The sequence below is a fragment of the Acinetobacter sp. 1124_18A genome (genome assembly GCF_052824995.1).
Map to the genome: position 1 here is coordinate 736,787 of NZ_VTDF01000001.1, position 21,774 is coordinate 758,560.

The 21,774-nt window shown below is 36.9% G+C and carries 22 protein-coding genes; 13 read left to right on the forward strand and 9 right to left on the reverse strand.

Annotation, left to right across the window (positions count from 1 at the left end; all coding sequences use genetic code 11):
* Positions 1-38: 38 nt before the first annotated feature.
* Positions 39-473, reverse strand: coding sequence for an acyl-CoA thioesterase (locus FY048_RS03620; RefSeq protein WP_151963057.1), 435 nt, complete (start codon positions 471-473; stop codon positions 39-41).
* The gene (locus tag FY048_RS03625; RefSeq protein WP_446090157.1) at positions 473-1,630 is read right to left on the reverse strand and encodes an iron-containing alcohol dehydrogenase; all 1,158 of its coding nucleotides are present in this window, start codon (positions 1,628-1,630) and stop codon (positions 473-475) included. The genes FY048_RS03620 and FY048_RS03625 overlap by 1 nt, the downstream gene beginning before the upstream one ends.
* A 349-nt stretch (positions 1,631-1,979) precedes the next feature.
* Between FY048_RS03625 and FY048_RS03630 the strand changes: the two genes are divergently transcribed.
* Positions 1,980-2,291 (forward strand): YcgJ family protein, encoded by a 312-nt coding sequence (locus tag FY048_RS03630; RefSeq protein ID WP_446090158.1) that lies wholly within the window; start codon positions 1,980-1,982, stop codon positions 2,289-2,291.
* A gap of 93 nt (positions 2,292-2,384) precedes the next feature.
* Here FY048_RS03630 and FY048_RS03635 read toward each other — a convergent pair whose 3' ends face one another.
* Positions 2,385-2,855 (reverse strand): winged helix-turn-helix transcriptional regulator, encoded by a 471-nt coding sequence (locus FY048_RS03635; protein WP_446090159.1) that lies wholly within the window; start codon positions 2,853-2,855, stop codon positions 2,385-2,387.
* A 62-nt stretch (positions 2,856-2,917) separates the two neighbouring features.
* Between FY048_RS03635 and FY048_RS03640 the strand changes: the two genes are divergently transcribed.
* The 5 genes from FY048_RS03640 to FY048_RS03660 all read left to right on the forward strand — a co-directional run bounded on the left by FY048_RS03640 (position 2,918) and on the right by FY048_RS03660 (position 7,226).
* Positions 2,918-3,145, forward strand: a complete 228-nt coding sequence (locus FY048_RS03640; protein ID WP_336170099.1) for a tautomerase family protein — start codon at positions 2,918-2,920, stop codon at positions 3,143-3,145.
* 369 nt (positions 3,146-3,514) lie between these two features.
* Positions 3,515-4,018, forward strand: a complete 504-nt coding sequence (locus FY048_RS03645; RefSeq protein WP_005306419.1) for a low molecular weight protein-tyrosine-phosphatase — start codon at positions 3,515-3,517, stop codon at positions 4,016-4,018.
* Positions 4,019-4,037: 19 nt separating this feature from the next.
* On the forward strand, positions 4,038-5,072 hold the full coding sequence (gene murB, locus FY048_RS03650) for a UDP-N-acetylmuramate dehydrogenase (RefSeq protein ID WP_446090160.1): 1,035 nt from the start codon (positions 4,038-4,040) through the stop codon (positions 5,070-5,072).
* Between the two features lie 4 nt (positions 5,073-5,076).
* The gene (locus FY048_RS03655) at positions 5,077-6,198 is read left to right on the forward strand and encodes a YdcF family protein (protein WP_446090161.1); all 1,122 of its coding nucleotides are present in this window, start codon (positions 5,077-5,079) and stop codon (positions 6,196-6,198) included.
* Positions 6,198-7,226: an alpha/beta hydrolase gene (locus FY048_RS03660; RefSeq protein ID WP_446090162.1), complete on the forward strand. Its 1,029-nt coding sequence runs from the start codon at positions 6,198-6,200 to the stop codon at positions 7,224-7,226. The genes FY048_RS03655 and FY048_RS03660 overlap by 1 nt, the downstream gene beginning before the upstream one ends.
* Positions 7,227-7,280: 54 nt before the next feature.
* On the opposite strand, the gene FY048_RS03665 is transcribed toward FY048_RS03660, so the two are convergent.
* The 3 genes from FY048_RS03665 to FY048_RS03675 all read right to left on the reverse strand — a co-directional run bounded on the left by FY048_RS03665 (position 7,281) and on the right by FY048_RS03675 (position 10,777).
* On the reverse strand, positions 7,281-7,775 hold the full coding sequence (locus FY048_RS03665) for a hypothetical protein (protein ID WP_252612702.1): 495 nt from the start codon (positions 7,773-7,775) through the stop codon (positions 7,281-7,283).
* 62 nt (positions 7,776-7,837) lie between these two features.
* On the reverse strand, positions 7,838-8,893 hold the full coding sequence (locus FY048_RS03670; RefSeq protein WP_446090163.1) for a linear amide C-N hydrolase: 1,056 nt from the start codon (positions 8,891-8,893) through the stop codon (positions 7,838-7,840).
* A gap of 210 nt (positions 8,894-9,103) precedes the next feature.
* The gene (locus FY048_RS03675; protein WP_446090164.1) at positions 9,104-10,777 is read right to left on the reverse strand and encodes an FMN-binding glutamate synthase family protein; all 1,674 of its coding nucleotides are present in this window, start codon (positions 10,775-10,777) and stop codon (positions 9,104-9,106) included.
* A gap of 482 nt (positions 10,778-11,259) precedes the next feature.
* Here FY048_RS03675 and FY048_RS03680 point away from each other — a divergent pair, with 482 nt between their 5' ends.
* From FY048_RS03680 to FY048_RS03710, 7 genes are all read left to right on the forward strand, one after another.
* Positions 11,260-11,691, forward strand: a complete 432-nt coding sequence (locus tag FY048_RS03680) for a hypothetical protein (protein ID WP_446090165.1) — start codon at positions 11,260-11,262, stop codon at positions 11,689-11,691.
* Between the two features lie 532 nt (positions 11,692-12,223).
* Positions 12,224-12,751 (forward strand): Csu type fimbrial protein, encoded by a 528-nt coding sequence (locus FY048_RS03685; protein ID WP_016137837.1) that lies wholly within the window; start codon positions 12,224-12,226, stop codon positions 12,749-12,751.
* Between the two features lie 83 nt (positions 12,752-12,834).
* Positions 12,835-13,542, forward strand: a complete 708-nt coding sequence (locus tag FY048_RS03690; protein WP_446090166.1) for a fimbrial biogenesis chaperone — start codon at positions 12,835-12,837, stop codon at positions 13,540-13,542.
* Between the two features lie 40 nt (positions 13,543-13,582).
* Positions 13,583-15,991, forward strand: coding sequence for a fimbria/pilus outer membrane usher protein (locus FY048_RS03695; protein WP_446090287.1), 2,409 nt, complete (start codon positions 13,583-13,585; stop codon positions 15,989-15,991).
* On the forward strand, positions 15,982-17,010 hold the full coding sequence (locus tag FY048_RS03700) for a Csu type fimbrial protein (protein ID WP_446090167.1): 1,029 nt from the start codon (positions 15,982-15,984) through the stop codon (positions 17,008-17,010). The genes FY048_RS03695 and FY048_RS03700 overlap by 10 nt, the downstream gene beginning before the upstream one ends.
* Positions 17,011-17,472: 462 nt before the next feature.
* Positions 17,473-18,639: an MFS transporter gene (locus tag FY048_RS03705; RefSeq protein ID WP_446090168.1), complete on the forward strand. Its 1,167-nt coding sequence runs from the start codon at positions 17,473-17,475 to the stop codon at positions 18,637-18,639.
* Between the two features lie 155 nt (positions 18,640-18,794).
* The gene (locus tag FY048_RS03710; RefSeq protein ID WP_034678047.1) at positions 18,795-19,298 is read left to right on the forward strand and encodes a hypothetical protein; all 504 of its coding nucleotides are present in this window, start codon (positions 18,795-18,797) and stop codon (positions 19,296-19,298) included.
* A gap of 47 nt (positions 19,299-19,345) precedes the next feature.
* On the opposite strand, the gene accC is transcribed toward FY048_RS03710, so the two are convergent.
* The 3 genes from accC to aroQ are packed head-to-tail and all read right to left on the reverse strand — an operon-like array spanning position 19,346 to position 21,623.
* Complete coding sequence (gene accC / locus FY048_RS03715) at positions 19,346-20,716, reverse strand: acetyl-CoA carboxylase biotin carboxylase subunit (protein ID WP_016137843.1); 1,371 nt, start codon at positions 20,714-20,716, stop codon at positions 19,346-19,348.
* Positions 20,717-20,733: 17 nt separating this feature from the next.
* A complete protein-coding gene (locus FY048_RS03720; protein ID WP_446090169.1) occupies positions 20,734-21,150 on the reverse strand; it encodes an acetyl-CoA carboxylase biotin carboxyl carrier protein in 417 nt (138 codons plus the stop codon).
* 17 nt (positions 21,151-21,167) lie between these two features.
* Positions 21,168-21,623 (reverse strand): type II 3-dehydroquinate dehydratase, encoded by a 456-nt coding sequence (aroQ, locus tag FY048_RS03725; RefSeq protein WP_004791768.1) that lies wholly within the window; start codon positions 21,621-21,623, stop codon positions 21,168-21,170.
* Positions 21,624-21,774: the final 151 nt, after the last annotated feature.

A 21,774-nucleotide genomic window follows, 5' to 3' on the forward strand; every position in this document is an offset into this window, starting at 1 on the left:
GCAAAAAGAACAACTCATTTTCTTTTTGCCTCATTTTTTTATAATAAAAATTTCTCTAAAACGTCACGAGTAGACTCAGAAATTGGAACCGTTTTTCGGGTTTCACGGTCAACAAAGACATGCACAAAATGTCCTTGAGCTGAAGCTTGCTCTTGGCCTTGTTTAAAGATGGCCAGTTCATAGCGCAGTGAAGTGTTACCGATTTTACCAATCGCAACACCTACCTGAATAATTTCGGGAAAAGATAATTCCTGAAAAAAACTACAAGCTGAATCGACCACTAAGCCAATTGATTGTGATTGATGAATATCAAAACCTGTTTTTTGAATGAGTAATGCATTGGCTGCTGTATCGAAGTAGCTATAGTAAGTCACATTATTCACATGCCCATAGATGTCGTTATCTGCCCAACGTGTTTGAATGTCTAAAAAGAACTTAAATTGATCTCGGGTTTTTAAAACTGGTTTAGTCATTAATGAATCGCCTGATAAATTGCCAAAGCAGCAGCTTCTGTCATGTCTCGTGGATTATTTTGTAGTAAGCGAGTTTGCAACATGGCATCTTGAGCAAGTCTAGATAAGCTCGACTCATCAATACCCAATTCTCTAAGTTTTAGGGTCAAGCCGCTACGGTCTAAGTGGTTCTGCATGTGGTCAATAAACAGATCACACAAGCCATCAGTGCTGCCATTGCTGTATGGATCGAGCCATTGCATAAGCTCTGCATAGTATTTTTTTGCATTGGGCGCATTAAATTTTAATACTTCAACCAGCACTAAAGCATTGGTATGTCCATGCGACAAATGAAAATGACCGCCCAGTGGGTAAGCTAAAGCATGCACAGCAGCAACAGGTGAATTTGCAAACGCTTGACCCGCGAGCATTGAACCAAAAAGCATGTTTTGACGTGCTTCTAAATCATTACCATCTTTAAGAACTTTCGGTAAGTTATGATTTAACAACTTCAAAGCATTCTTAGCTAAAATATCGGTGTAAATATTCTTCTTGTGTTTAGAGGTATATGCCTCAATAGCATGTACCATCGCATCAATACCCGTTGCAGCGGTAATATGTGCTGGAAGGTTTTGAGTAAAGGTAGCGTCAAGAATTGCTGTATCGGCGTATAGTACCGGAGAAACAATCCCCATTTTTGTTGTCTCGCCAGTCGTCACAATTGAAATAGGCGTTACTTCAGAACCTGTACCAGCTGTCGTTGGAATCAAAATAAGTGGTAGGCGAGCAGTGGTGACTTGGTTTACGCTATACATCTCTTGCAAACTTTGAGTTTGGTTGGGGTGGGCGAGTAAAGCAATTACTTTTGCAACATCTAAAGAACTGCCACCACCAAAACCAATAATGGCATCTACATTTTGTTGTTTTGCATAATTGGCTGCATCTAAAACAACTTGTTCGGGTGGGTCAGCCTGAACATCTGCATAAATGACATATTCAATATTGAGCGTATCTAAAATTTGAAGAATAGAAAGGTGTAATTGATTTTTGACCATACCTGCATCTGTGACTAGCAATAACCTACGGTAAGCTTTTGATGACAAAACATTTTGTAATTCTTGTATAGAGCCTAAGCCAGAGATGATATTTGGAACGGTTTGAAATTGAAAATGGCTCATATACATTATTTCCTTATTTTTGAAAATTATTGTCGAATGGTTCTATAAGATTCAATCTTCAAATAACTTAGCATAAGACACCTTAAAATAAAGTACTTCTGAGGTGATTATGTTGAGTGTTATATGAGAAAAGCTCTACTTTCATGTGGCCAGACTCAGATGATAGACAGAGATCATGCAAGTAATTTAAAAAATCATCGGAAGGTGGGCTTTTTGTTATTTATACTGTTCAGTAGATTTTCCTGAAGGCTGCTAATTCATATAATGTCTTAACAATTTATAATTTTATTCGGTTCAAAAAGTGAAAATTTCTAAAACTTTACTTAGTGTTATTGGATGCACTTGCTTCATGCTGAGTCCTGTAGCAATCGCTAAAACTAGCTCTAGCGTCTATTCACCTAAAAAAGGTGTAATTTGTGATAAATATATTTGTGCTGACAAGAAGGGTGTATCTAAAAAACTTACAGTCAAATACTTAGGAACTCACAAAGCCAACAGAGCATTCTCTCAAGGAGATTTTGATACATCAGCATTTACACTCTCAAATGGTGTGTTCTGTGATACCAAGACGAAACTATGTCATGTCGATCGATACTTTGAGAACGGACATCGTAGCAAGATTGATAGGACTATGACTGATAAACTTTTTAAAAATAAATGATTCTTTTCTTCATGTTGCTTAAAAGCCCATAATATTTGGGCTTTTTTACATCTAAATAAAAGATGAAATGAACAGGAAAAATAATATAAAAAATTATTCCTTATTTCTGCGAGGAATGAGTTTCAGTTCCAGATTATTAAGATCTATGATTTGATTAGATGAATCAACAAGCTTTAATTTGAGTTGATCATCTGAATTCTTCTTAAAAATTTTCACGACATCTTTATCTGCTTCAATAAAATTACTACCAGATTCAAGCATGGCAAGCAAAACAATATTTAAGCTTTTACCTTTTGGGGTGAGTAAGTATTCTTTGCGCTCTCGTACACCCACTTCCTTATAAATTGATAATTCAAATATTTCTAAGTGGATGAGGTGTTTTAGACGATTAGATAAAATTTGCTTCGATATACCTGTATTTTCTAGAAAATCATTAAATTTCGTTACGCCGTAAAAAGCTTCTCTCAACAATAGGATCGTCCAACTATCGTTCAATATCTCAGCAATTTTGAAAATTCCACACACATCTACTGAAAATCTATGATCTGGAATAATATTTGACATTCTAGGAAGCTCCAATTAACATGAGTCTATAATTTAGACCTAGACTTAATTCAGGTAGCATTATGCCATTTATAAATATACAAACTATAGAGGGTTTACTAGATAAAGAGAGTAAAGCCGAGCTTTTTAAACGAATAACAGATTTATTTGTAGAGATAGAAGGAAAGGGAAATCCAGCTTTTCAAGAGCATGTCTGGATACGAATTGATGAATATCCGCCTGAACAGTGGCAATTAGGTAGCTTAAGGCCAACGAAGGAAATGATTGAGTTAATTAGTAACGTTAAATGATTGTTTTGGGCCTTTTACTAAAGCTGTATTAGTAAATCATAAGTTGCAAGTTAAGTATTTGCTAACCTATTTTAAGATGTAAAGCTCATATCATTAATAATAATGTGAGTGTTGTCATTTGTCTAAAAGCTCTCTTCGGAGGGCTTTATTATTTTATTCAAAATTAGAAGGTCAGCTACTTTATCGACTGATTTATCAACTTTTAATCTATTGATAAACATTATTTTCCTTTTCAAGCCATCTGAGTTTTGACAAAATGCATCACGTCACAATGGTCAATTCGATTCTGACAATAATTTATAGTTTTGTCAGGGTTTTACATGCCCATATTTATTTCTATTTAATTCAAATGTTTGGAAGTAGTTTCTAATGGAAACACAATATAAGGTGTTATGCGTCTGTTTAGGAAACATTTGCCGTTCTCCCACGGCTGAAGTGGTTTTTAGACATTATTGTGATGCACATCAACTTAATGTCATTGTCGATTCAGCTGGAACGAGTAATTATCATCCAAATAAAGCACCTGATCAGCGTAGTCAGCTGCACGCTAAAAAAAGAGGTTATGACTTATCGTCTTTACGTGCAAGGCAGCTTTCAACACAAGACTTTTTAGAGTTTGATTTGATTTTGGCAATGGATCACCAAAACTTTGATGATATTCATGACATGCTACAAAGCGCGGTTTCTCAGTTTGGTACTCATCAAATTCGTGCAAAAGTAGCTTTAATGAGTGAACATGATCCTCAATATCTACAACAAGCCTTACCTGATCCTTATTATGGTGGTGCTGATGGCTTCGAGCGCGTACTTGACCAATGCGAGTCTAGTAGTTTGGCGTGGATTAATATTTTAAAAAAACAATTGAATGTTTAAGAATAGGTTTTTCAACACAATGCAAATTCAGAATCAGGTACAGCTTAAGCCATTCAATACATTAAGTTTAGATGCAACAGCTTCACATTACACAAAAGTTGGTAATATTCAGGATATTGAAGAAGCTTTGGATTTTGCTAAGCGGCATTATTTAAATGTACTTGTGTTATCGGGTGGTAGTAACATGTTATTGCCGCAGCAGATCAATGCCTTAGTGATTCATCTTGATATTCAAGGAATTGAAGTTTTATCAAACGATCATGATTTCGTTCGAGTTAAAGTAGGTGCAGGTCAAGTCTGGCATGATTTCGTTTTATATAGCACTCAGCAAAATTGGTTTGGCTTGCAAAATCTCGCACTTATTCCTGGATTAGTCGGTGCTTCACCTGTACAGAACATTGGTGCTTATGGTGTTGAGGTGGGAGAATTTATTGAGTCGGTACAAGTGTATGACCGTCAATTAAAAGAAACTCAGACAATTTTAGCTGCTGACTGCCATTTCGCGTATCGTCATAGTATTTTTAAAGATGATCCAAACCGCTACATCATCACGCATGTCACTTTTAAATTACTTAAACAGCCAAATTTAAAACTTAACTATGGTGATTTGAAGCAAGCAGTGGGAGACAATCAGACTGCTGAGAACTTACAAAATCAAGTGATCCATATTCGTCAAAGTAAACTCCCCGATCCAAAAGAGTATCCAAATGTAGGTAGTTTCTTTAAAAATCCGGTTGTTAATCCTCAAGAGTTTGAGCGTTTAATCACACAATTCTCAACAATTCCACATTATCCTCAAGCCAGTGGAAACGTTAAAATCGCAGCAGGATGGTTAATTGATCAGGCGGGTTGGAAAGGGAAGCAACTCGATATGGTAGGGATGTTTCATAAACAGGCATTAGTTTTGGTGAATTATGCCAATGCATCTCTCACTGATGTAAAGAAAACTTATCAGGCTGTACAACATGATGTTGATCAGCGTTTCCATATTATGTTAGAACCAGAGCCTGTGCTTTATAACAGTTTAGGTTTAATTGAAAATCATACGGAATAGTTTTATGCCAAAAGTACACTTAATGGTACGTTTAGTACAAGTAGTCACCGTGCTATTTGTACTATTAGGCTGTTTCGTGGTTTTTTTATATTCGCCGTTTTATTCAAAACTTATTGTAGCTGGGCTTAATTATTTTGTACCGGTTGATGTGAATCAAGTTGCCGCTGAAAGTCAGAGACAGGCTGCATTAAGTGAACATGATAATTTAGAGCCAGGTTCAAATCTATGGATTGCTCGTCAAGCGTATTTAAAGCTGACTGAAAAAGCTTTACGTGAAAAAAAGACAACAGATCTGACCTATCTTCAAGAAAACTATAAGGCTTTGCAGCAAATTATTCTTTTAGAAGAAAAGGAACAAGATTCAGAGGCAGCTGCTTCTGTAACGGTTCCTTTAGTCGTGAAAAACTCAGAAATTGATGCTGCTGATGAAGCAAGTAGCCCTATTGATGAAGCACTCTTTATTAATATTTCAGAAAATAAGGCCCTTACAGAGCAATATACCGAGTTTTTAGCAAGAAAACCTATAGTGCCAGAACATCAAAAAGCTGTTAGCGAACCTGAACAGAAAATCGAGTATGTTCGTAAAAATCCTTTACCAGCTCCAGCTAAAAAGTTATCACAACCTTATGCAATTGTTGTATTAGGGGGTGGTTTGACTCTTGATAAAAATGGAAAAGATATTGTAGTTAATGGTTATACACGCTTGAGACTAGAAAAAACCTTAGAAGTTGAAAAACAAAATCAGCTTCCTATTGTACTGAGCGGTGTTGAGGCACCTTATATGCAAGCTTGGTTAAAAGAGCGCGGCGTTGATGCAAAGCTACTAGAAAAACGTAGTATGAATACTTGTGAAAATACAAGATTTAGTTCGCTATTGCTTCAGAAAAAGGGTGGAGCACCGACGGTCATGTTGGTTACAGATGAATACCATATGCCGCGTACTCGCCGATTATTTGCTTTAAATGGTATAGAAACAATTCCTGTTGTGGCTCCAATGCCAACGCCACTGACACGCTGGCAACCAAGTGTGCAAAATTACGATCATAGCCGTCGTGCAAATTATGAATTACTTGCGACAATTCGCGACATGTTGTTTGGCTCAAGTGATTGTCGAGAGGTACCTTAATGTCAGATATCCCATTTCTCAATCCTGCCGTATTAAAACAATTAGATTTGCCGGTTCCTAACCGTGATCTTACGCCACAGGTTTTAAGTCCACTTAATTTAAATACATTAGAAGAACCGTCTCGAGATTTACTGGCTTACCGCAAATTGTATGGTTTGCATTTACTTGACTGTGATCATTGGCAGGGCTATGTTCAAATGCCTTTGTTTCGATTACATGTGCAAGTTTTCAAGCCTAAAGTAGAAAAAATACAAGGTACTGTCTGCTTATTACATGGCTATCTTGAGCATAGTGGTATTTATCAGCCCATTATTCGTGAAATTCTTGAACAAGGCTTTAGTGTCATTACCTATGACTTACCCGGGCATGGTTTAAGCAATGGCTCACCAGCAAGTATTCAAAATTTTGATCACTATCAACAAGTTTTGATGGCTGTTTATCAATATGTAAAACATGCAGATCAGTTACCAAAACCTTGGGTAGGAATTGGTCAAAGTACGGGTGGCGCAATCTGGATGCATCACTTATTGGAATATGCTGAAAAACGCCAAGATCCGATTGTAGATAGAGTCCTGTTACTTTCTCCTTTGATTCGCCCTGCAAAAACAGCATGGTGGCATAACCCAGTTGGATTGGGCATTATTCGCCGTATTAAGCGCCAAGTACCAAGACACTTTAGACGTAATAATCATAATCCTGAATTTTTACGATTTATTCGTTTAAAAGATCCATTGCAGCCTCGAATGATGGGCATGGATTGGATTTTGGCAATGTCTAAATGGATGCAAGAAATGGAAGAGCGACCAGCTTGTCGTATTCCCGTCTGGCTTGCACAAGGTGCTCTTGATCAGACCGTTGATTGGCGTTACAACATTGAATTTATTCGTCGTAAATTTAGGCTGCAAACGTTATTAATGCTAGAAGAGGGATCTCATCAATTGATTAATGAGCGTGCAGATATACGAGCAGCTTTAACAGGGTTGATTCCAGCATTTTTACATGCGAAGCCAAAACATTTTTATTATTAAAAAATAATGCATCTATCCAAAAAATGGATAGATGCATGACTTAATCTTTGTACTTTATTTCGAATTTTGATAAAGCTGCATAAAGTTTTTATAAACCGAAGACTGCTTTTGTGGACTATACATATTGCGTTCGATTGTTCCTTTATCCGTTTTTATCAAAACGTTTACATTTTGAGCATTTTTAAACTCTTGCAAGAATTTGCTTGGAATAACAAAGAACGTTGTTGAATGTTTAGGAACTAATCGGCTCACATTCGTTTTTTCAGTTGATTGAGCGGGTTGATAGTTAAATCGTTTCCCATCAATATCAAATGTTAACTCGTTAATATCATAAAAGTTATAACTACTACTTAAATGCACATCTACACGAAGCTGATCTTTTTGATTCTCGTTCCATTTAACGAGCAAGCTTGGGCATAGTTCCGTTGGTGAGCAGTTTAGCTGACCCGCTGTCTTTACCTCTTTAGGAGCTGTTGTACTCACCTGTGTAGTGCTACAAGCCGCTGTAAGTAGACATGAACCCAATAAGAGTAGAGATTTCTTCATCATATAAATTCCAAGATAGTCTGTTTAATATTATTTATGTTAAAGCCAATAAATTTTGACATAAATTAACGAGTAGTTGGGCTTAAAAATACAAATGGTTTAGCGACTTTAAAAGAAGAAGTGGCATCACCTGCATATATATGGCTTTGATCAGGGCCTAAATCTAGTCTACGTGTTTTACCGTCTTTAAAATTAATCTTTTTCAAATCAACCCAAAATACATTTGGTGATAGTGCTGACTCGAAAAAGTAGAGCATCTGTTTATGATCGGCCACAGTTCGCCAGCGAGTTGAAGAGATATTCGGTTCTTCTTGAGTATTGAGTCCATAGGGAACGGATGCGTTTCGAATGACACTAAATACAGAGGCTTGAGCTTGTTTACTATTATCATTTTTAGGAATGGCATTAATGTAAAAAGATGCGCGTGCAAAACGATCAGATGCACGGTTTGTACCAGGGAGCATGATCGTTCCACCAATTTGTTTCCAATATTCGGCCAGTGCAAGTTGTTTATCGAAAGTAGGTGAGTTAGTCATGACCTGATAGCTGCGGCTATGGTGAATCACTTGCTTTCCACCAATATATTCAATAATTGCGCTATCTCCTGTTTTGTCAGAAATAGATAAATGCAGGGTAGTGAGTCTGGATTCGCCTGGGACATTATCGGTAACAATCGTGTAAGGTTCTTTTTCTAATGCTTTAATAGCTTCATCGACAGTTGCGAAATTATCGAGTACATATTGAGCCCATGCCGCAATACTGAGTAAAGGCTTATCCGTTTTTTTCACATCTGGATATTGAGACTCCACTAACCATAAAATATTAGCAACCAAGCCAGCTTCATTCATTCCATCTGTTGTGGAAACTTCATAGCCTGTGGCAATTACACTTCCATATTTAGACGTCCATTTTATTGAGTTGGAGCCTGCACTACCGTCACGACTAATCCCGCTTGGCATAATCCACAAATTTGTACCCGTATCAACTTTCCAGTCCATTGAGCGAGCAGTAATAATATGTTGGTTATTGCCTAAATATACGGCACGTGTACAAGCAACAGCATAGCTACTTAAACCTACTGCTAGTGCGACAAAAGAAGAAATGAATGTTTTTTTCAACATGATGAAATACCTTCTTGTTACAAGCATTAAAAAATTTTTATTAAATAAAATTAAATTATGTACGTTATTTATACTTTTATATTAGGTGAAAAATCTATTAAAGACAAATTAAAAGGGGAAGGAAATTTAAGCAAAAATCACAGATTAATTTCAAATATAGAAGAGCATCACACTATAAATGTAATGCTCAACATATCAAGTTAATATAAATTAAAAGTGATTGGCATTTGCCATATTCCACATCCGATAATAAAAATTATCATCGTCATTATTAAGTTCAGACTGTAAAAGTTCGCCTTCTTTTAAGAAAAAATGCAATTGAGCATAGTTCTTAATTTCACGGTCATTTACTCGCTGAGCCAAATGGTGAGCTTTAATATCAGAAGGATGGCGTAACCCAGCCGCGGCAATCATTTCTGATAATGCATGTAATGTATTTTTATGAAAATTAAATACTCGTTCTGATTTAGTTGGTACATCAATTGCTTTTTGACGGTCTTTATCTTGGGTTGCAACACCTACAGGACACTGGTTAGTGTGACAGCTTTGTGCCTGAATACATCCAACAGCAAACATGAAACCACGTGCTGAATTAACCCAATCTGCACCTAGAGCAAAAGTACTGGCAATATCGAAGGCACTAATGATTTTACCACTCGCACCAATCTTAACTTGATCTCTTAGTCCTGCACCCACAAGGGTGTTATGAACAAAACGTAAGCCTTCACGTAATGGAGTACCAATATTGTCGCTAAACTCAATTGGCGCTGCACCTGTACCACCTTCAGATCCATCAACGACAATAAAGTCAGGAACAATTTTTGTTTCTAGCATTGCTTTAACAATACTCATGAATTGCCAAGGTTGACCAATACATAGTTTAAAACCAACTGGTTTACCACTAGATAATGTGCGCAATTTCTGTAAGAAATGCATCATTTCAATTGGGGTAGAAAAACTAGAATGCTTTGCCGGAGAAATACAGTCATGATCGCGAGAAACACCACGGATTTGAGCAATTTCTGCGGTAATTTTATGTTTAGGTAAAATACCACCATGGCCTGGTTTTGCGCCTTGTGAAAGTTTCAGCTCGATCATCTTGATCTGTGGTAATTGAGATTGCTTGGCAAATTTCTGTTCGTCAAATTTCCCATCTAAAGTACGACAGCCAAAATAACCGCTGGCAATTTGCCAAACAATATCACCGCCATTTTCCAGATGATAAGGGCTTAAACTACCTTCGCCAGTATCATGATAGAACCCGCCTAACTGCGCACCTTTATTTAACGCGCGAATTGCATTGGCACTTAAACTACCAAAGCTCATGGCAGAGATGTTCATAATTGATGCACTATACGGTTGAAGGCATTGTGCATTACCCACCTGAATACGAAAGCTCTTTGGATCTGCTGGTGGGCAAGGGCTTATTGAGTGGACAATGAAGCGATAATTTTCTTGATAAACGTCAATGATCGAACCAAATGGTTTATCTGCATTTTCATTTTTAGCACGCTGATAAACTAGACTTCTTTGCATACGCGAAAAAGGTAGGGCATCTTGATCCGCTTCAATAAAGTATTGGCGAATTTCTGGGCGTATATCTTCAAACAAAAAGCGGAAATGCCCCATAATTGGGTAATTTCTTAGAATTGAATGTTTATTCTGCAAAACATCGTAAAGGCCTAATAAACTTAGTGCACCTGTAAGCACCCATAACCCGTTAAGGAGAGTATCAGAAATAAAATAATAGATACTGTGAGGGGTGTATACGGTGCGAAACCAGGTGATGCTCAGTGCAGTAAAAATACATAAGAACCAGAGAGAATGGCGCGAAAAAAATGTATTGAGAAATTTATGTCGAATGATTTGTGCTGGACTCGCCATATTGGAACAAATTCCTAATGTTTTACTGGTACATACCTTGCCAAGAAGCAAGTGAAACTACAAGTATGGAATTGTTAGTTTTAAGAGAAAAGAAAGCATGCATTCAAATGTTCACTCGATTTAAAGATGTATTTTTAAATCGAAAATATTTTAACTTTAAATAATATTATATTTCGAGAATTTAGGATTTAGATAAATTATTCAATGCTTAATTATAAAGGTGGTTGATTTTATAAATAGTTGGTTTTAATAAAATTTATATTTCATTAAATCACTTGCTCACAGTTATATAGAGTAATTGAATTTAATTTTAGATTTAATTAATAATAAATTTTTTATTTGAATGCTATTTGTTTATTTTTGATTCAATAAATACTGTGCTGTTTAGTTGTTTTTTGCTAATATAAATAAATTGAATTAATATTTTTTAATAGACATTACTACAACTATATAAGATTCTAAAAAATTATTTAAGGACTGAAATGAATTGGAAATTATTAATCTGCTCTGTTCTTTTGACAGGAGTCTTTTTCTTAACGTTAATGTTTTATCTAGGTTTTGATTTAGATACGTTCAAAAAAGTCGCTCTAATACAAAGTTTATTAGTTGCTGTGACTATCATATTTGACTCTATGGAGCGAAAGAATAATCCTATTTTTCCGGGATGTATCGTGTACCCCTTAATTGGGATTGTATTTGTTTTAGGATTTACACCTATTTTAGATTTTTTTGCTGAAAGACCTAAAGGATTTCATAGTTGGGATATTCGGAATATGTTTGAGATCAACTCTAGCCGTGCAGACTATCAATTTAGGAAACTGGCTTGGTATGGCAAAGCCTATATACAGTTAGGCTTTGCTATGATAGGTGGGTTTTTGGGCTTATTTTTTCATTTAATTTTTAGAAATAGTTGAGTTAGCGCTATCTTCTTCTGGTAGGGGAAAAGTCATTTTAATTATTAAAAATTTTTAAAAAACCTAGAATTTTTATAAATCACTTAGATTTCTTATTCATAAAATACTATTTCCTTATGCATTTAAAATATATAGAATAATCAATAGCTTATTTTTTGTTCTTGTTTTTTTGACCAAAGATTAAAAAAATATAAAATACTAAAAGTGATGGTAAACTTTAACTAATGAAAATCTATAGTTTTTTTAGTAGAGCTAATAAAAGTTGAATAGAATTATCGAAAATTGATGTAAAAAGTGTGATAAACCATAAAATTTTTTATAATTGAGAAATTCATCAGAACTTGAATTGTTAATTGATATTTAGAATGAAACTTATATTAGCGTTTTTGTTGTTTTTTTGTATTATGCGCGATAAGTAGAGTAAAAAAATAACGCTTTGAAAAAACAATCAGAAACGCTAGTGATTGTGATGGGGAAGGCTAGTTTTTACATCTATTAATTTTTTTGGCGTAATGTAAAAAGGTTTTTAACCATGAAAAAGTCTCTCATTTTATCAGTAATTACTGTGGGTTTAATGTCTATCAATGCAGCAAATGCTGCAACAGCAACAGGCACTTTGACCGTTAAAGCAACAATTACAAATAGTTGTGTATTGAATACTTCAGCTACAGGTACAACAGCTAACGCAGTTTTAGATTTTGGTACATTAAGCTCTCTTGCTAGCAACGTAGATGCAGACACCACAACAACTGGTGGTACTGCAATTAAAGTTTTATGTAACAACACTGTGCCATGGACTTTGGCTTTTGATGCCGGCAAAAATGCTCAAACGACTCAACGTCGTATGATTGGTGGCGCAACAAGCAACGAATTTATTCCTTACAACCTTTTCTCTGACACTAACCGTGCAACAGCGATTGGTATTGCAACAACTGCATATAGCGGTACAGGTACTGGCGCGCCACAAACAGTTAACGTCTATGGTCGTATTCCAGCGGGTTCAACTTTACCAAGTGCTGGTAGCTATGTTGACACTGTGACTGTAACAGTTACTTATTAATTTTTAATAAGTTTTATTGTGTCATTGCTAGCTCTTGATTCCAAGAGCTAGCTTAATTTGAGAAAAGTAGTTCTGGGCAAATCATGAGAAAAAATATCTTTGTTACTACAAGTTTATTATTATTTTTGCCTAGTATGCTGAACGCTGCATCAATTCGTCTTTCGCCTGTAAATATTGAAATATTAAGCGATCAAGCGGCATCCTCAATTAGCTTATATAACCAGTCAAATGAAAGCAGTGATTTGCAGGTACGTGTATTTGAATGGCGCCAAAATGCTGGGCAAGATCAATTAATACCTACAGATGAGATCGCTGTTAGCCCACCATTTTTAAAATTACAACCTAATGATTCTTATAACTTACGTGTCGTTAGAATTAATCCAGCACCAGTTTCTGGTGAACAAACATACCGTATTATTATTGATGAACTCCCAAAACCAATTGATAACCGTAAAGCGGATCAAGGGGTTAACGTACTACTACGTTCGTCATTGCCTTTATTTGTAGTAAATAAGGATGCAATTACTAAACTTACGTGGTTAATACAACAAGAACAAAATAATTCGTCTCTTACGATTAGTAATGTTGGCAATCGACATGCACTTTTAAGTAATTTAACGCTTGTTGATGTAACAGCGAATAAAAGTTATGCCATTAAAGTAAATACGGTGAATGGTTATATTCTTGCTGGCAAAGCAAGAAATTTTAATATTAGCCCTGATTTTAAATTTCAATCGGATCATAAATATAATATTTCATTGAATATTAACGGTAAGCAAACATCTCTTTAAAGAGGCACATATGAAATATCTCGTAAGTGCCTTATGTGTTATGTACTTGCCGATTCATGCTTTTGCTGAATCATTGCAAGATAATACGAATATTGCTTTACCAAGTATTCCCGAAGTTACAAACTCTTCTCATCAGATGTTCAGTTCTGATAAGGCGTACACGCAGCTTTTTTTGAAGATTTCTATTAACTCAAGTATTTCAACAGATTTGATCTCGGTGCGCCAAGATCAAGATAGAAAACTATATATTCGATCTCATGACTTAAAAGTTTTAAGGGTGAAAATGGATGAGCAGACTCCTGATAACCAATGGGTGTGTATTAACGAGCTAAAAGGAATCCAGTTCAAATATCTAGAGAATGAACAGGCTCTAAATTTACAAGTTCCGTCGAACATGTTGATGGATTATTCAGTTGACTTAAATGGTCAGCAGATCACCAGTCCTCATTTACTGAAAATGAAGCCCTTAAATGCTGCTATCCTGAACTACAGCTTGTATAACACCATAACCAATGACGAGAATGTTTTCTCAGGTTCGGCAGAAGGAATCTTTAACAGCGCAATCGGTAACTTTTCTTCAGGTGTTTTATACAACGGTAGTAATGAAACTAGTTATAGCCATGAAAAGTGGGTGCGCTTGGAGAGTAAGTGGCAATATGTAGACCCTGAAAAGATCCGGATATATACCTTAGGAGACTTTATTTCCAATAGTTCGGATTGGGGGAATAGTGTCCGCCTAGCAGGTTTCCAGTGGTCGAGTGCTTATACTCAACGGGGTGACATTGTCACCTCTGCACTGCCGCAATTTTCAGGTTCGGCAGCTTTACCTTCAACACTAGATTTATACGTCAACCAGCAAAAGATTTATTCAGGACTCGTGCCATCAGGCCCGTTTGACATTAAGCAGCTCCCATTTATTTCGGGAAATGAAGTTACCCTTGTAACCACCGATGCAACAGGTCAGCAGAGTGTGACCAAACAGGCTTACTATTTTTCATCTAAAATTCTGGCAAAAGGTATTAATGAATTTTCAGTAGATGTTGGGGTTCCACGCTATAACTATGGACTGTATTCAAACGATTATGATAATGCTACTTTTGCATCGGGTGCGATTCGATATGGATACAACAACTCACTGACCTTAAGCGGTGGCGCAGAGGCTTCAACAGACGGCCTAACAAACTTGGGTACTGGTTTTGCCAAGAATCTGTTTGGTTTTGGGGTGATTAATGCTGACATTGCAGCGAGCCAGTATAAAGATGAAAACGGCTATTCTGCCTTGGTTGGATTAGAAGGGCGTATCAGCAAGAATATTTCGTTTAATACAAGTTACCGCAAAGTATTTGATAACTACTTTGACCTTGCCCGTGTGTCTCAAGTTCGATATTTAAAAGATAACCAGATGACTTCTGAGCCGCAGAACTATCTAAGCTACAGTGCACTAGCAGATGAGATTTTTAGGGCAGGAATTAACTATAATTTTTATGCAGGCTATGGTGCTTATCTGGGCTATAACCAGATTAAATTTAGTGATAACTCTTATAAATTGGTGTCTGCCAATTTAAGCGGAAGCCTGAACAAAAACTGGGGATTTTATACCTCAGCATATAAAGATTATGAAAACCAAAAAGACTATGGCATTTACTTTGCGCTGCGTTATACACCATCTGCTCGAGTCAACGCGATTACGAGCGTATCCAACGAAAGTGGTAAAACAACGTATAGACAAGAAATAAATGGATTTAGCGACCCACAAATCGGTGCATTTGGATGGGGAGGCTATGTTGAGCGTGATCAGGACGCGAATCAAAACAATGCATCGGTCTATGCTTCTTACCGTGCTCGCGCAGCTTACCTGACAGGTCGATACAACCGAATTGGGGATAACGACCAAGTTGCAGTTTCAGCGACAGGATCATTGGTTGCGGCAGCAGGACGAGTCTTTGCAGCCAATGAAATTGGAGACGGCTACGCAATTGTGACCAATGCGGGGCCACAAAGCCAAATTTTAAATGGCGGGGTAAATTTAGGAGCAACTGATGGAACTGGTCGATTCTTAATTGCAAATTTAAGACCCTATCAGCTTCATCATATTTATCTAGATCCATCATATTTACCTTTAGAGTGGGATGTTAAATCCACTAACCAAACAGCATTCGTAGGTTATCGCCAAGGAGCTTTGATTGACTTCGGCGCTCATCAGGTCATTTCTGGATTAGTGAAGCTTGTTGATGCGAACAATTCACCTTTATTACCGGGTTATACAGTTCGTATTAATGGCCAACAAGATGCGGTGGTCGGTTACGACGGTGAAGTATTTATTCCAAACCTGTTAAAGCAAAACAAGCTTGAAGTAGATCTTCTAGATCATGGCTCATGCCAAGTTAATTTTGTGTATGAAAATAAGCAATACAGTGCTAAAAAATTAGGGTCTTATGTATGTCGATAACTACTGCGAGTCATGTTTTTTGGATGAAGAGTAAAAAGTTTTCGCTGGGCATAAAGTATATTTTAGCACCTGTTCTATTTTTTATATTATATGCATTTTTTAGCTCTGCACATGCTGCTTGTACGGTAACTGGAACCACTAATAGTACGTATACTTATACGGCGGCCACAATTAATAGTGATGCAAATATCAACTTTTCTGGCACGATTAGCTGTCTTGGGGGGCGTACTACTCCTGAAATTTCAGCTTATATGTGTATGAAAACCGTATTTACGGGAATTACAAACACTAATAGCAGTGTTTCATTACCTTATACGGTCACAGCAACTGTAGGTGGCGCTGGTTCTACTACTACGAATCAGTCCTCAAACGTTTGGTATGGACCAGTAAAAACGGTTGCTTCAAATAATATTATTAGCTACTCGGTCAATGTAAAAGTACCAGCCCGCACAGGTTCACTAATTGCATATCCTAAAGGCACATACACTGGTACGGTTCAGCTTTTTTGGGACATGCAAGCAAGCTCTAGCACCGTATGTGAAGGGGATAGTGGAGGAGGTTGGGATTCTGGAAATGCCACCATAACTGCTAATTATGTTGTACCAAGTTTGTGCCAATTAGATTCAACATCAAATGTTGATTTTGGCAATATTAATGATATTGGTACGGTTAGTCGTGATTACACTGCGCAAGGTGCAGTGAATACGACCTGTAACAATGGAACGTCATATAGCATTTATTTAGGCGATGGAAATAATCGTATTGCTGGCGGTTTTAGACGTATGACAAATGGTAGTAGTCAATACATCCCTTATCAGCTATATCAGAACTCGACTTATAGTACTGTATGGGACGCTACTGGTGGTGTAGCGGCAGTTGGAGGTTCTGGGGGTGTTTCCAAAACAGGCTCGGGCAACGCTCAAAGTACAAACGTGTATGGAAAAATTCCGCAGGGTACAACTATTTCAACGACTCCTGGTAACTACTCCGATACGATAGTTGTTACAGTCACTTATTAATGATCTGTTGGAATTTGATATTTAAGCTAAGCTTGATTTGAACATTCAGCTCTAAAGAGTGATATCTAGAAATTTGATTTTTAATTGTTCTAACTTGAAGATGGTATAAAAGCTTTTAAAAAACAGACAGATGTAAAAGGTTGATCAACGGTAATGTTGTTTTAGAATAAGTAAAAACAGAAAAAGACAAATTAAAAAAATAAGAAAAAACATCTGATGAATAAATACCTTATGAATATTAAATGTATTTTTACACAAGTTAACATATTGTACAAATTAAATTACAGTTCTCTTAGCTTTATTTAATCTTTCTTATCAATAAAAAAGCTTTTAGAGGAAAGTTGGTTATTAATAAATTAGGTATTTGTAAGGGGCAGCAAAGTGTTAAAATTGTGGGGTTGGGATGTTTTGATATATAGCTATCTCGAATTTTAACCTATTGAAAATACTAAGGTTTACAACTTGTTCCAACCACTTACAATCCAAACTAGACTCGGCGGATTCTACTTCTTTTATTATTCTATTGTGGGCACGTTTATGCCTTATTGGAATTTATACCTTCAAGATCAAGGGTTTAATTATCAGGAAATTGGTGTTTTATCGTCAATTGCTATTGTAACGCGTTTTTTTGCACCTTTAGTTTGGGGATGGATTGCGGATAAATCTGGTAAGCGAATGCTACTAGTAAGATTGGCAACTTGGATAGAATCATGTATCTGGTTGGCTATTTTTATAGTTCCAAATACGTTTCAATCTATAGCTTTACTCATGCTTATTTTTAGCTTCTTCCAAAATGCTATTTTAGCTCAATTTGAAGGGGTTACTTTATTTTGGTTGGGTGATCAAAAAGCTAAACTTTACGGCAAAATTCGTAAGTGGGGGTCTGTTGGATTCATTGTGGGTGTCTTTGTTATTGGTGCACTTCTGGAAATAGTACCTATTTCGATGCTTCCAATTTTATTATTAATTATTGCTTCATTGGCATTTATTTGGTCTTTCACTATTCGAGAACCAGATGGTGCACCAACCTCACAAAAACATTTAGAGCCTTTGCTTCCTGTACTTAAACGCCCGACAGTAGCTGCATTTTTTACAATTGAATTTATTTTACTTTTTTCGCATGCGCCTTTTTATAGTTTTTATAGTAATTTTCTGAAATCTTTGAATTTTAGTACGACTGAAATTGGATTCTTATGGGCTGTGGGAGTTTTTGCAGAAATTTTTATGTTTTCAATTGCTCCAAAGATCTTTCAATGTTTTTCATGGCGTAGTTTAGTCGTTGTGTGCTTGCTAGTGACGAGCATACGTTGGATGTTAGTTGGACTATTTTCACATTACTTTGTAGGCCAAATTTTTGCGCAGTGTTTGCATGCTTTTAGTTTTGGCCTATTTCACTTAATCGCGATGCGAGTTATTTTTCAAAATTTCTCTGCTGGACAGCAAGGGCGTGGACAAGCTCTTTACAGTACCATGTGGGGGTTAGGTGTGGCTTCTGGTAGTATTCTTGCTGGACATTTTTGGAAAACTCTTTCTGGTGAGCTCATTTTTATGTGTGCCAGTGTGGTTGTACTCTTAGGTTTATGCTTTGTAATGTGGCTTCCCAAACAAGTTGATTCTTCAACGGCATAAGCTTGAGATAATGTAAAACAAAAAATTTATATTGAAAAATGCAAGTAAATATAAAATTGTTTGATGACTTGTTGTAGCACGTTACAGTTGAAAAATATTGTTTTTATATGGTTATGGAGCAGTGATTTTGTCAAAAAATATGCTAACTTAACTTCATGCGTTTAATGATTAATAAATCTATGAAAAATATTTATATTATTGGATTATTGTGGGCTTGTTCTGGTTTAGCTGTGGCAGAAACGGCTACTCAACAGCCAGCCGAACAACCCGTTCGGACTGCAAGTAATCCTAATGCTATACGTATTGTTACGCGTCCTGAAATTATGGGATTATGGGGAATGGAAATTCCAAATAATAAGAAATGTGTGGAATATTATAACTTTCGTAGTAGTAATGATGTTGTGATCAAAAGTGGTCAAGAATGGTCATATGGTTTATATGAATATCAACCGTCTGATGACCCTAAAGAGCAGTTAGCTGCTTTAGTGATGCAAATTAAATTTGATAATAATAAAGTGGATTGTTCTGGCCAGAAGCAAGATCAAACAGGTGATGTTTCTCAGTATTTTGTACAGTGGAAGAATGATCATACTATCAACTTCTGTTCAACCGCTAAGGGCGAGAAGTGTTTTGCGACTTTGCGTAGAGTCCTACCATAAAGTAATAGATATAAAAAAAGCCCCTTATTTATAAGGGGCTTTTTTTACTATGCAGTTTCAGCTTTCTTCTTTTCTTCCAATTGCTTTAACAAGTGCTTTTCAAGGTAATGGATGTCCATTGCTTGAGAACAGAAGCTCTTATCTTGCAAAATGAGATCTTTATGAAGAGGAATATTGGTTTTAATTCCTGTAAGGATCATTTCATCTAACGCTTGACGCATACGTGCAAGTGATGTTTCACGGTCTTTACCATGAGAAATCAGTTTAGCAATCATAGAGTCATAGTAAGGTGGAATGCTATATTCTGGATAGATATGAGAGTCTAAACGAATACCTGCACCGCCTGGCGCATAGAAACTTTCAATTTTACCTGGTGAAGGTAAGAAAGTTGTTGGATCTTCAGCATTGATACGACATTCGATTGCATGACCATTAACTTTGATATCTTCTTGTTGAAGTTCTAGTCCTAGGCCGCCTGCAATACGTAGCTGTTGTTCAATAATGTCAACACCAGTAACCATTTCAGTAACAGGGTGCTCTACCTGAACACGAGTGTTCATTTCGATAAAGAAGAATTCACCGTCTTCGAATAAAAATTCAAATGTACCAGCACCACGATATTGCATTAACTGACATGCTTTAACACATGCTTCTAGAATATCAGCTCGAGCTTGTTCTGGTAGGTTTGGTGCAGGTGCTTCTTCTAGCACTTTTTGGTGACGACGTTGTAATGAACAGTCGCGGTCATATAAATGAATCGCATGACCATTACCATCACCAAGAATTTGAACTTCGACATGGCGAGGTTTTTGTAAAAAACGCTCCATGTAAACCGTATCATCACCAAACCACATTTCTGCATCGCGCTGCGCTGCTTGAACTGATTCAAGTAGTGTATCTACACGCTCAACAATACGCATACCACGTCCACCGCCACCAGATGCCGCTTTAACAATAAGCGGGAAACCGATTTCTTTAGCTTCCGCCAAGGCATTGTGGATGGTTACAGCATGGTCGCAACCAGGTACAGTAGGTACACCAGCTTTTTTCATGGCAACAATCGCAGAAACTTTATTCCCCATAAGGCGAATATGTTCTGGACGAGGGCCAATAAAAGTAAAACCTGAACTTTCTACAATTTCAGCAAATTCAGCATTTTCTGAAAGAAAACCATAGCCGGGATGGATAGCATCGGCACCGGTAATTTCTGCAGCAGTAATAATTGCCGGGATATTTAAATAGCTATCACTACTTGCACCCGGGCCAATACATACTGCTTCATCAACAAAACGTAAATGCATCAAGTCCTTATCGGCATCTGAGTAGATACCAACAGTCTTGATTCCTAATGTTTTGCAAGCCCGGGTAATTCGTAAAGCGATTTCACCACGGTTTGCAATTAAAACTTTTTGCAACATAGACGTCCCCGAGGTAATTACGCGCGATAACGGAATAAAGGTTGACCGAATTGGATAACATCACCATTTTTCACTAAAATTTCTTCAACCACGCCACTTTGAGTTGCTTCAATTGGGTTCATGATTTTCATTGCTTCAATAATACCCAAAGTTTCACCAGCAGATACAGTTTGACCTACTTTAACAAATGGTGCTTCGCCTGGGCTTGGAGCAGCGTAGAACACGCCAACCATTGGAGAAGTTTCAACTGCTCCACGTGGTGTTTTTGCTACTGGTGCAGCAGCAGGAGTTGCCGGAAGTGCTACACCAGCCGCAGCAACGACTGGACTACGGCGAGTTAAAGCGATTGATTGATCACCTTCTTTAACTTCAATCGCTTGCAAGTCAGACTCAATCATTAAATCGATGAGTTTCTTAATTTTGCGGATATCCATGGGCGACTATTCCTAAACTAGTTTGGGTTAGATGGTTGAATTTTTTCAATAGCGTAATCGAGTGCAAAGCTATAGCCTTTTGCACCGAGACCACAAATCACGCCAATTGCTTTATCGGATAAATATGAGTGATGTCTAAATGCCTCTCTTGCATGGACATTCGACAAATGTACTTCAATAAATGGAATGGCAACGCCAAGTAGGGCATCGCGTAGAGCAACGGAAGTATGGGTGAGGGCCGCAGGATTAATAATAATAAGTTTTACACCTTCGGTTTGTGCCTGATGAATACGGTCAACAATGGCACCTTCCCAATTACTTTGAAAAGTATCTAATGTAATTGATGCGTTTTGAGCTTGGATAACGAGTTGTTGGTTAATATCACCTAAGGTAAGATGACCATATACTTCTGGTTCGCGTTTTCCCAGCAAATTCAAATTCGGTCCATGAATCACCAAAATGGTCGAACTCATTCAGATTGCTCCAGCTCTAAAGTTGCAAATACTCTTTGCAAGATGTCTGCAAAGTTTGCTTATTATGGCATATGTTTCTACAATTTTTTTATAATTTGTTTTAATTGTCGCAGAAATGGTACGCCAAATTCGGCTTATATATTGTAAATTT

Excerpts from the sequence above, each read along its gene's own strand:
- FY048_RS03700 (WP_446090167.1), top strand. The coding sequence starts at position 15,982 with ATGTCGATAACTACTGCGAGTCATGTTTTTTGGATGAAGAGTAAAAAG.
- FY048_RS03640 (WP_336170099.1), top strand. The coding sequence starts at position 2,918 with ATGCCATTTATAAATATACAAACTATAGAGGGTTTACTAGATAAAGAG.
- FY048_RS03710 (WP_034678047.1), top strand. The coding sequence starts at position 18,795 with ATGCGTTTAATGATTAATAAATCTATGAAAAATATTTATATTATTGGA.
- FY048_RS03675 (WP_446090164.1), bottom strand. The coding sequence starts at position 10,777 with ATGGCGAGTCCAGCACAAATCATTCGACATAAATTTCTCAATACATTT.
- FY048_RS03635 (WP_446090159.1), bottom strand. The coding sequence starts at position 2,855 with ATGTCAAATATTATTCCAGATCATAGATTTTCAGTAGATGTGTGTGGA.
- FY048_RS03685 (WP_016137837.1), top strand. The coding sequence starts at position 12,224 with ATGAAAAAGTCTCTCATTTTATCAGTAATTACTGTGGGTTTAATGTCT.
- FY048_RS03620 (WP_151963057.1), bottom strand. The coding sequence starts at position 473 with ATGACTAAACCAGTTTTAAAAACCCGAGATCAATTTAAGTTCTTTTTA.
- FY048_RS03690 (WP_446090166.1), top strand. The coding sequence starts at position 12,835 with ATGAGAAAAAATATCTTTGTTACTACAAGTTTATTATTATTTTTGCCT.
- FY048_RS03680 (WP_446090165.1), top strand. The coding sequence starts at position 11,260 with ATGAATTGGAAATTATTAATCTGCTCTGTTCTTTTGACAGGAGTCTTT.
- FY048_RS03630 (WP_446090158.1), top strand. The coding sequence starts at position 1,980 with ATGCTGAGTCCTGTAGCAATCGCTAAAACTAGCTCTAGCGTCTATTCA.
- FY048_RS03660 (WP_446090162.1), top strand. The coding sequence starts at position 6,198 with ATGTCAGATATCCCATTTCTCAATCCTGCCGTATTAAAACAATTAGAT.
- FY048_RS03670 (WP_446090163.1), bottom strand. The coding sequence starts at position 8,893 with ATGTTGAAAAAAACATTCATTTCTTCTTTTGTCGCACTAGCAGTAGGT.
- murB (WP_446090160.1), top strand. The coding sequence starts at position 4,038 with ATGCAAATTCAGAATCAGGTACAGCTTAAGCCATTCAATACATTAAGT.
- aroQ (WP_004791768.1), bottom strand. The coding sequence starts at position 21,623 with ATGAGTTCGACCATTTTGGTGATTCATGGACCGAATTTGAATTTGCTG.
- FY048_RS03655 (WP_446090161.1), top strand. The coding sequence starts at position 5,077 with ATGCCAAAAGTACACTTAATGGTACGTTTAGTACAAGTAGTCACCGTG.
- FY048_RS03645 (WP_005306419.1), top strand. The coding sequence starts at position 3,515 with ATGGAAACACAATATAAGGTGTTATGCGTCTGTTTAGGAAACATTTGC.
- accC (WP_016137843.1), bottom strand. The coding sequence starts at position 20,716 with ATGTTGCAAAAAGTTTTAATTGCAAACCGTGGTGAAATCGCTTTACGA.
- FY048_RS03625 (WP_446090157.1), bottom strand. The coding sequence starts at position 1,630 with ATGAGCCATTTTCAATTTCAAACCGTTCCAAATATCATCTCTGGCTTA.
- FY048_RS03720 (WP_446090169.1), bottom strand. The coding sequence starts at position 21,150 with ATGGATATCCGCAAAATTAAGAAACTCATCGATTTAATGATTGAGTCT.
- FY048_RS03695 (WP_446090287.1), top strand. The coding sequence starts at position 13,583 with ATGTACTTGCCGATTCATGCTTTTGCTGAATCATTGCAAGATAATACG.
- FY048_RS03665 (WP_252612702.1), bottom strand. The coding sequence starts at position 7,775 with ATGATGAAGAAATCTCTACTCTTATTGGGTTCATGTCTACTTACAGCG.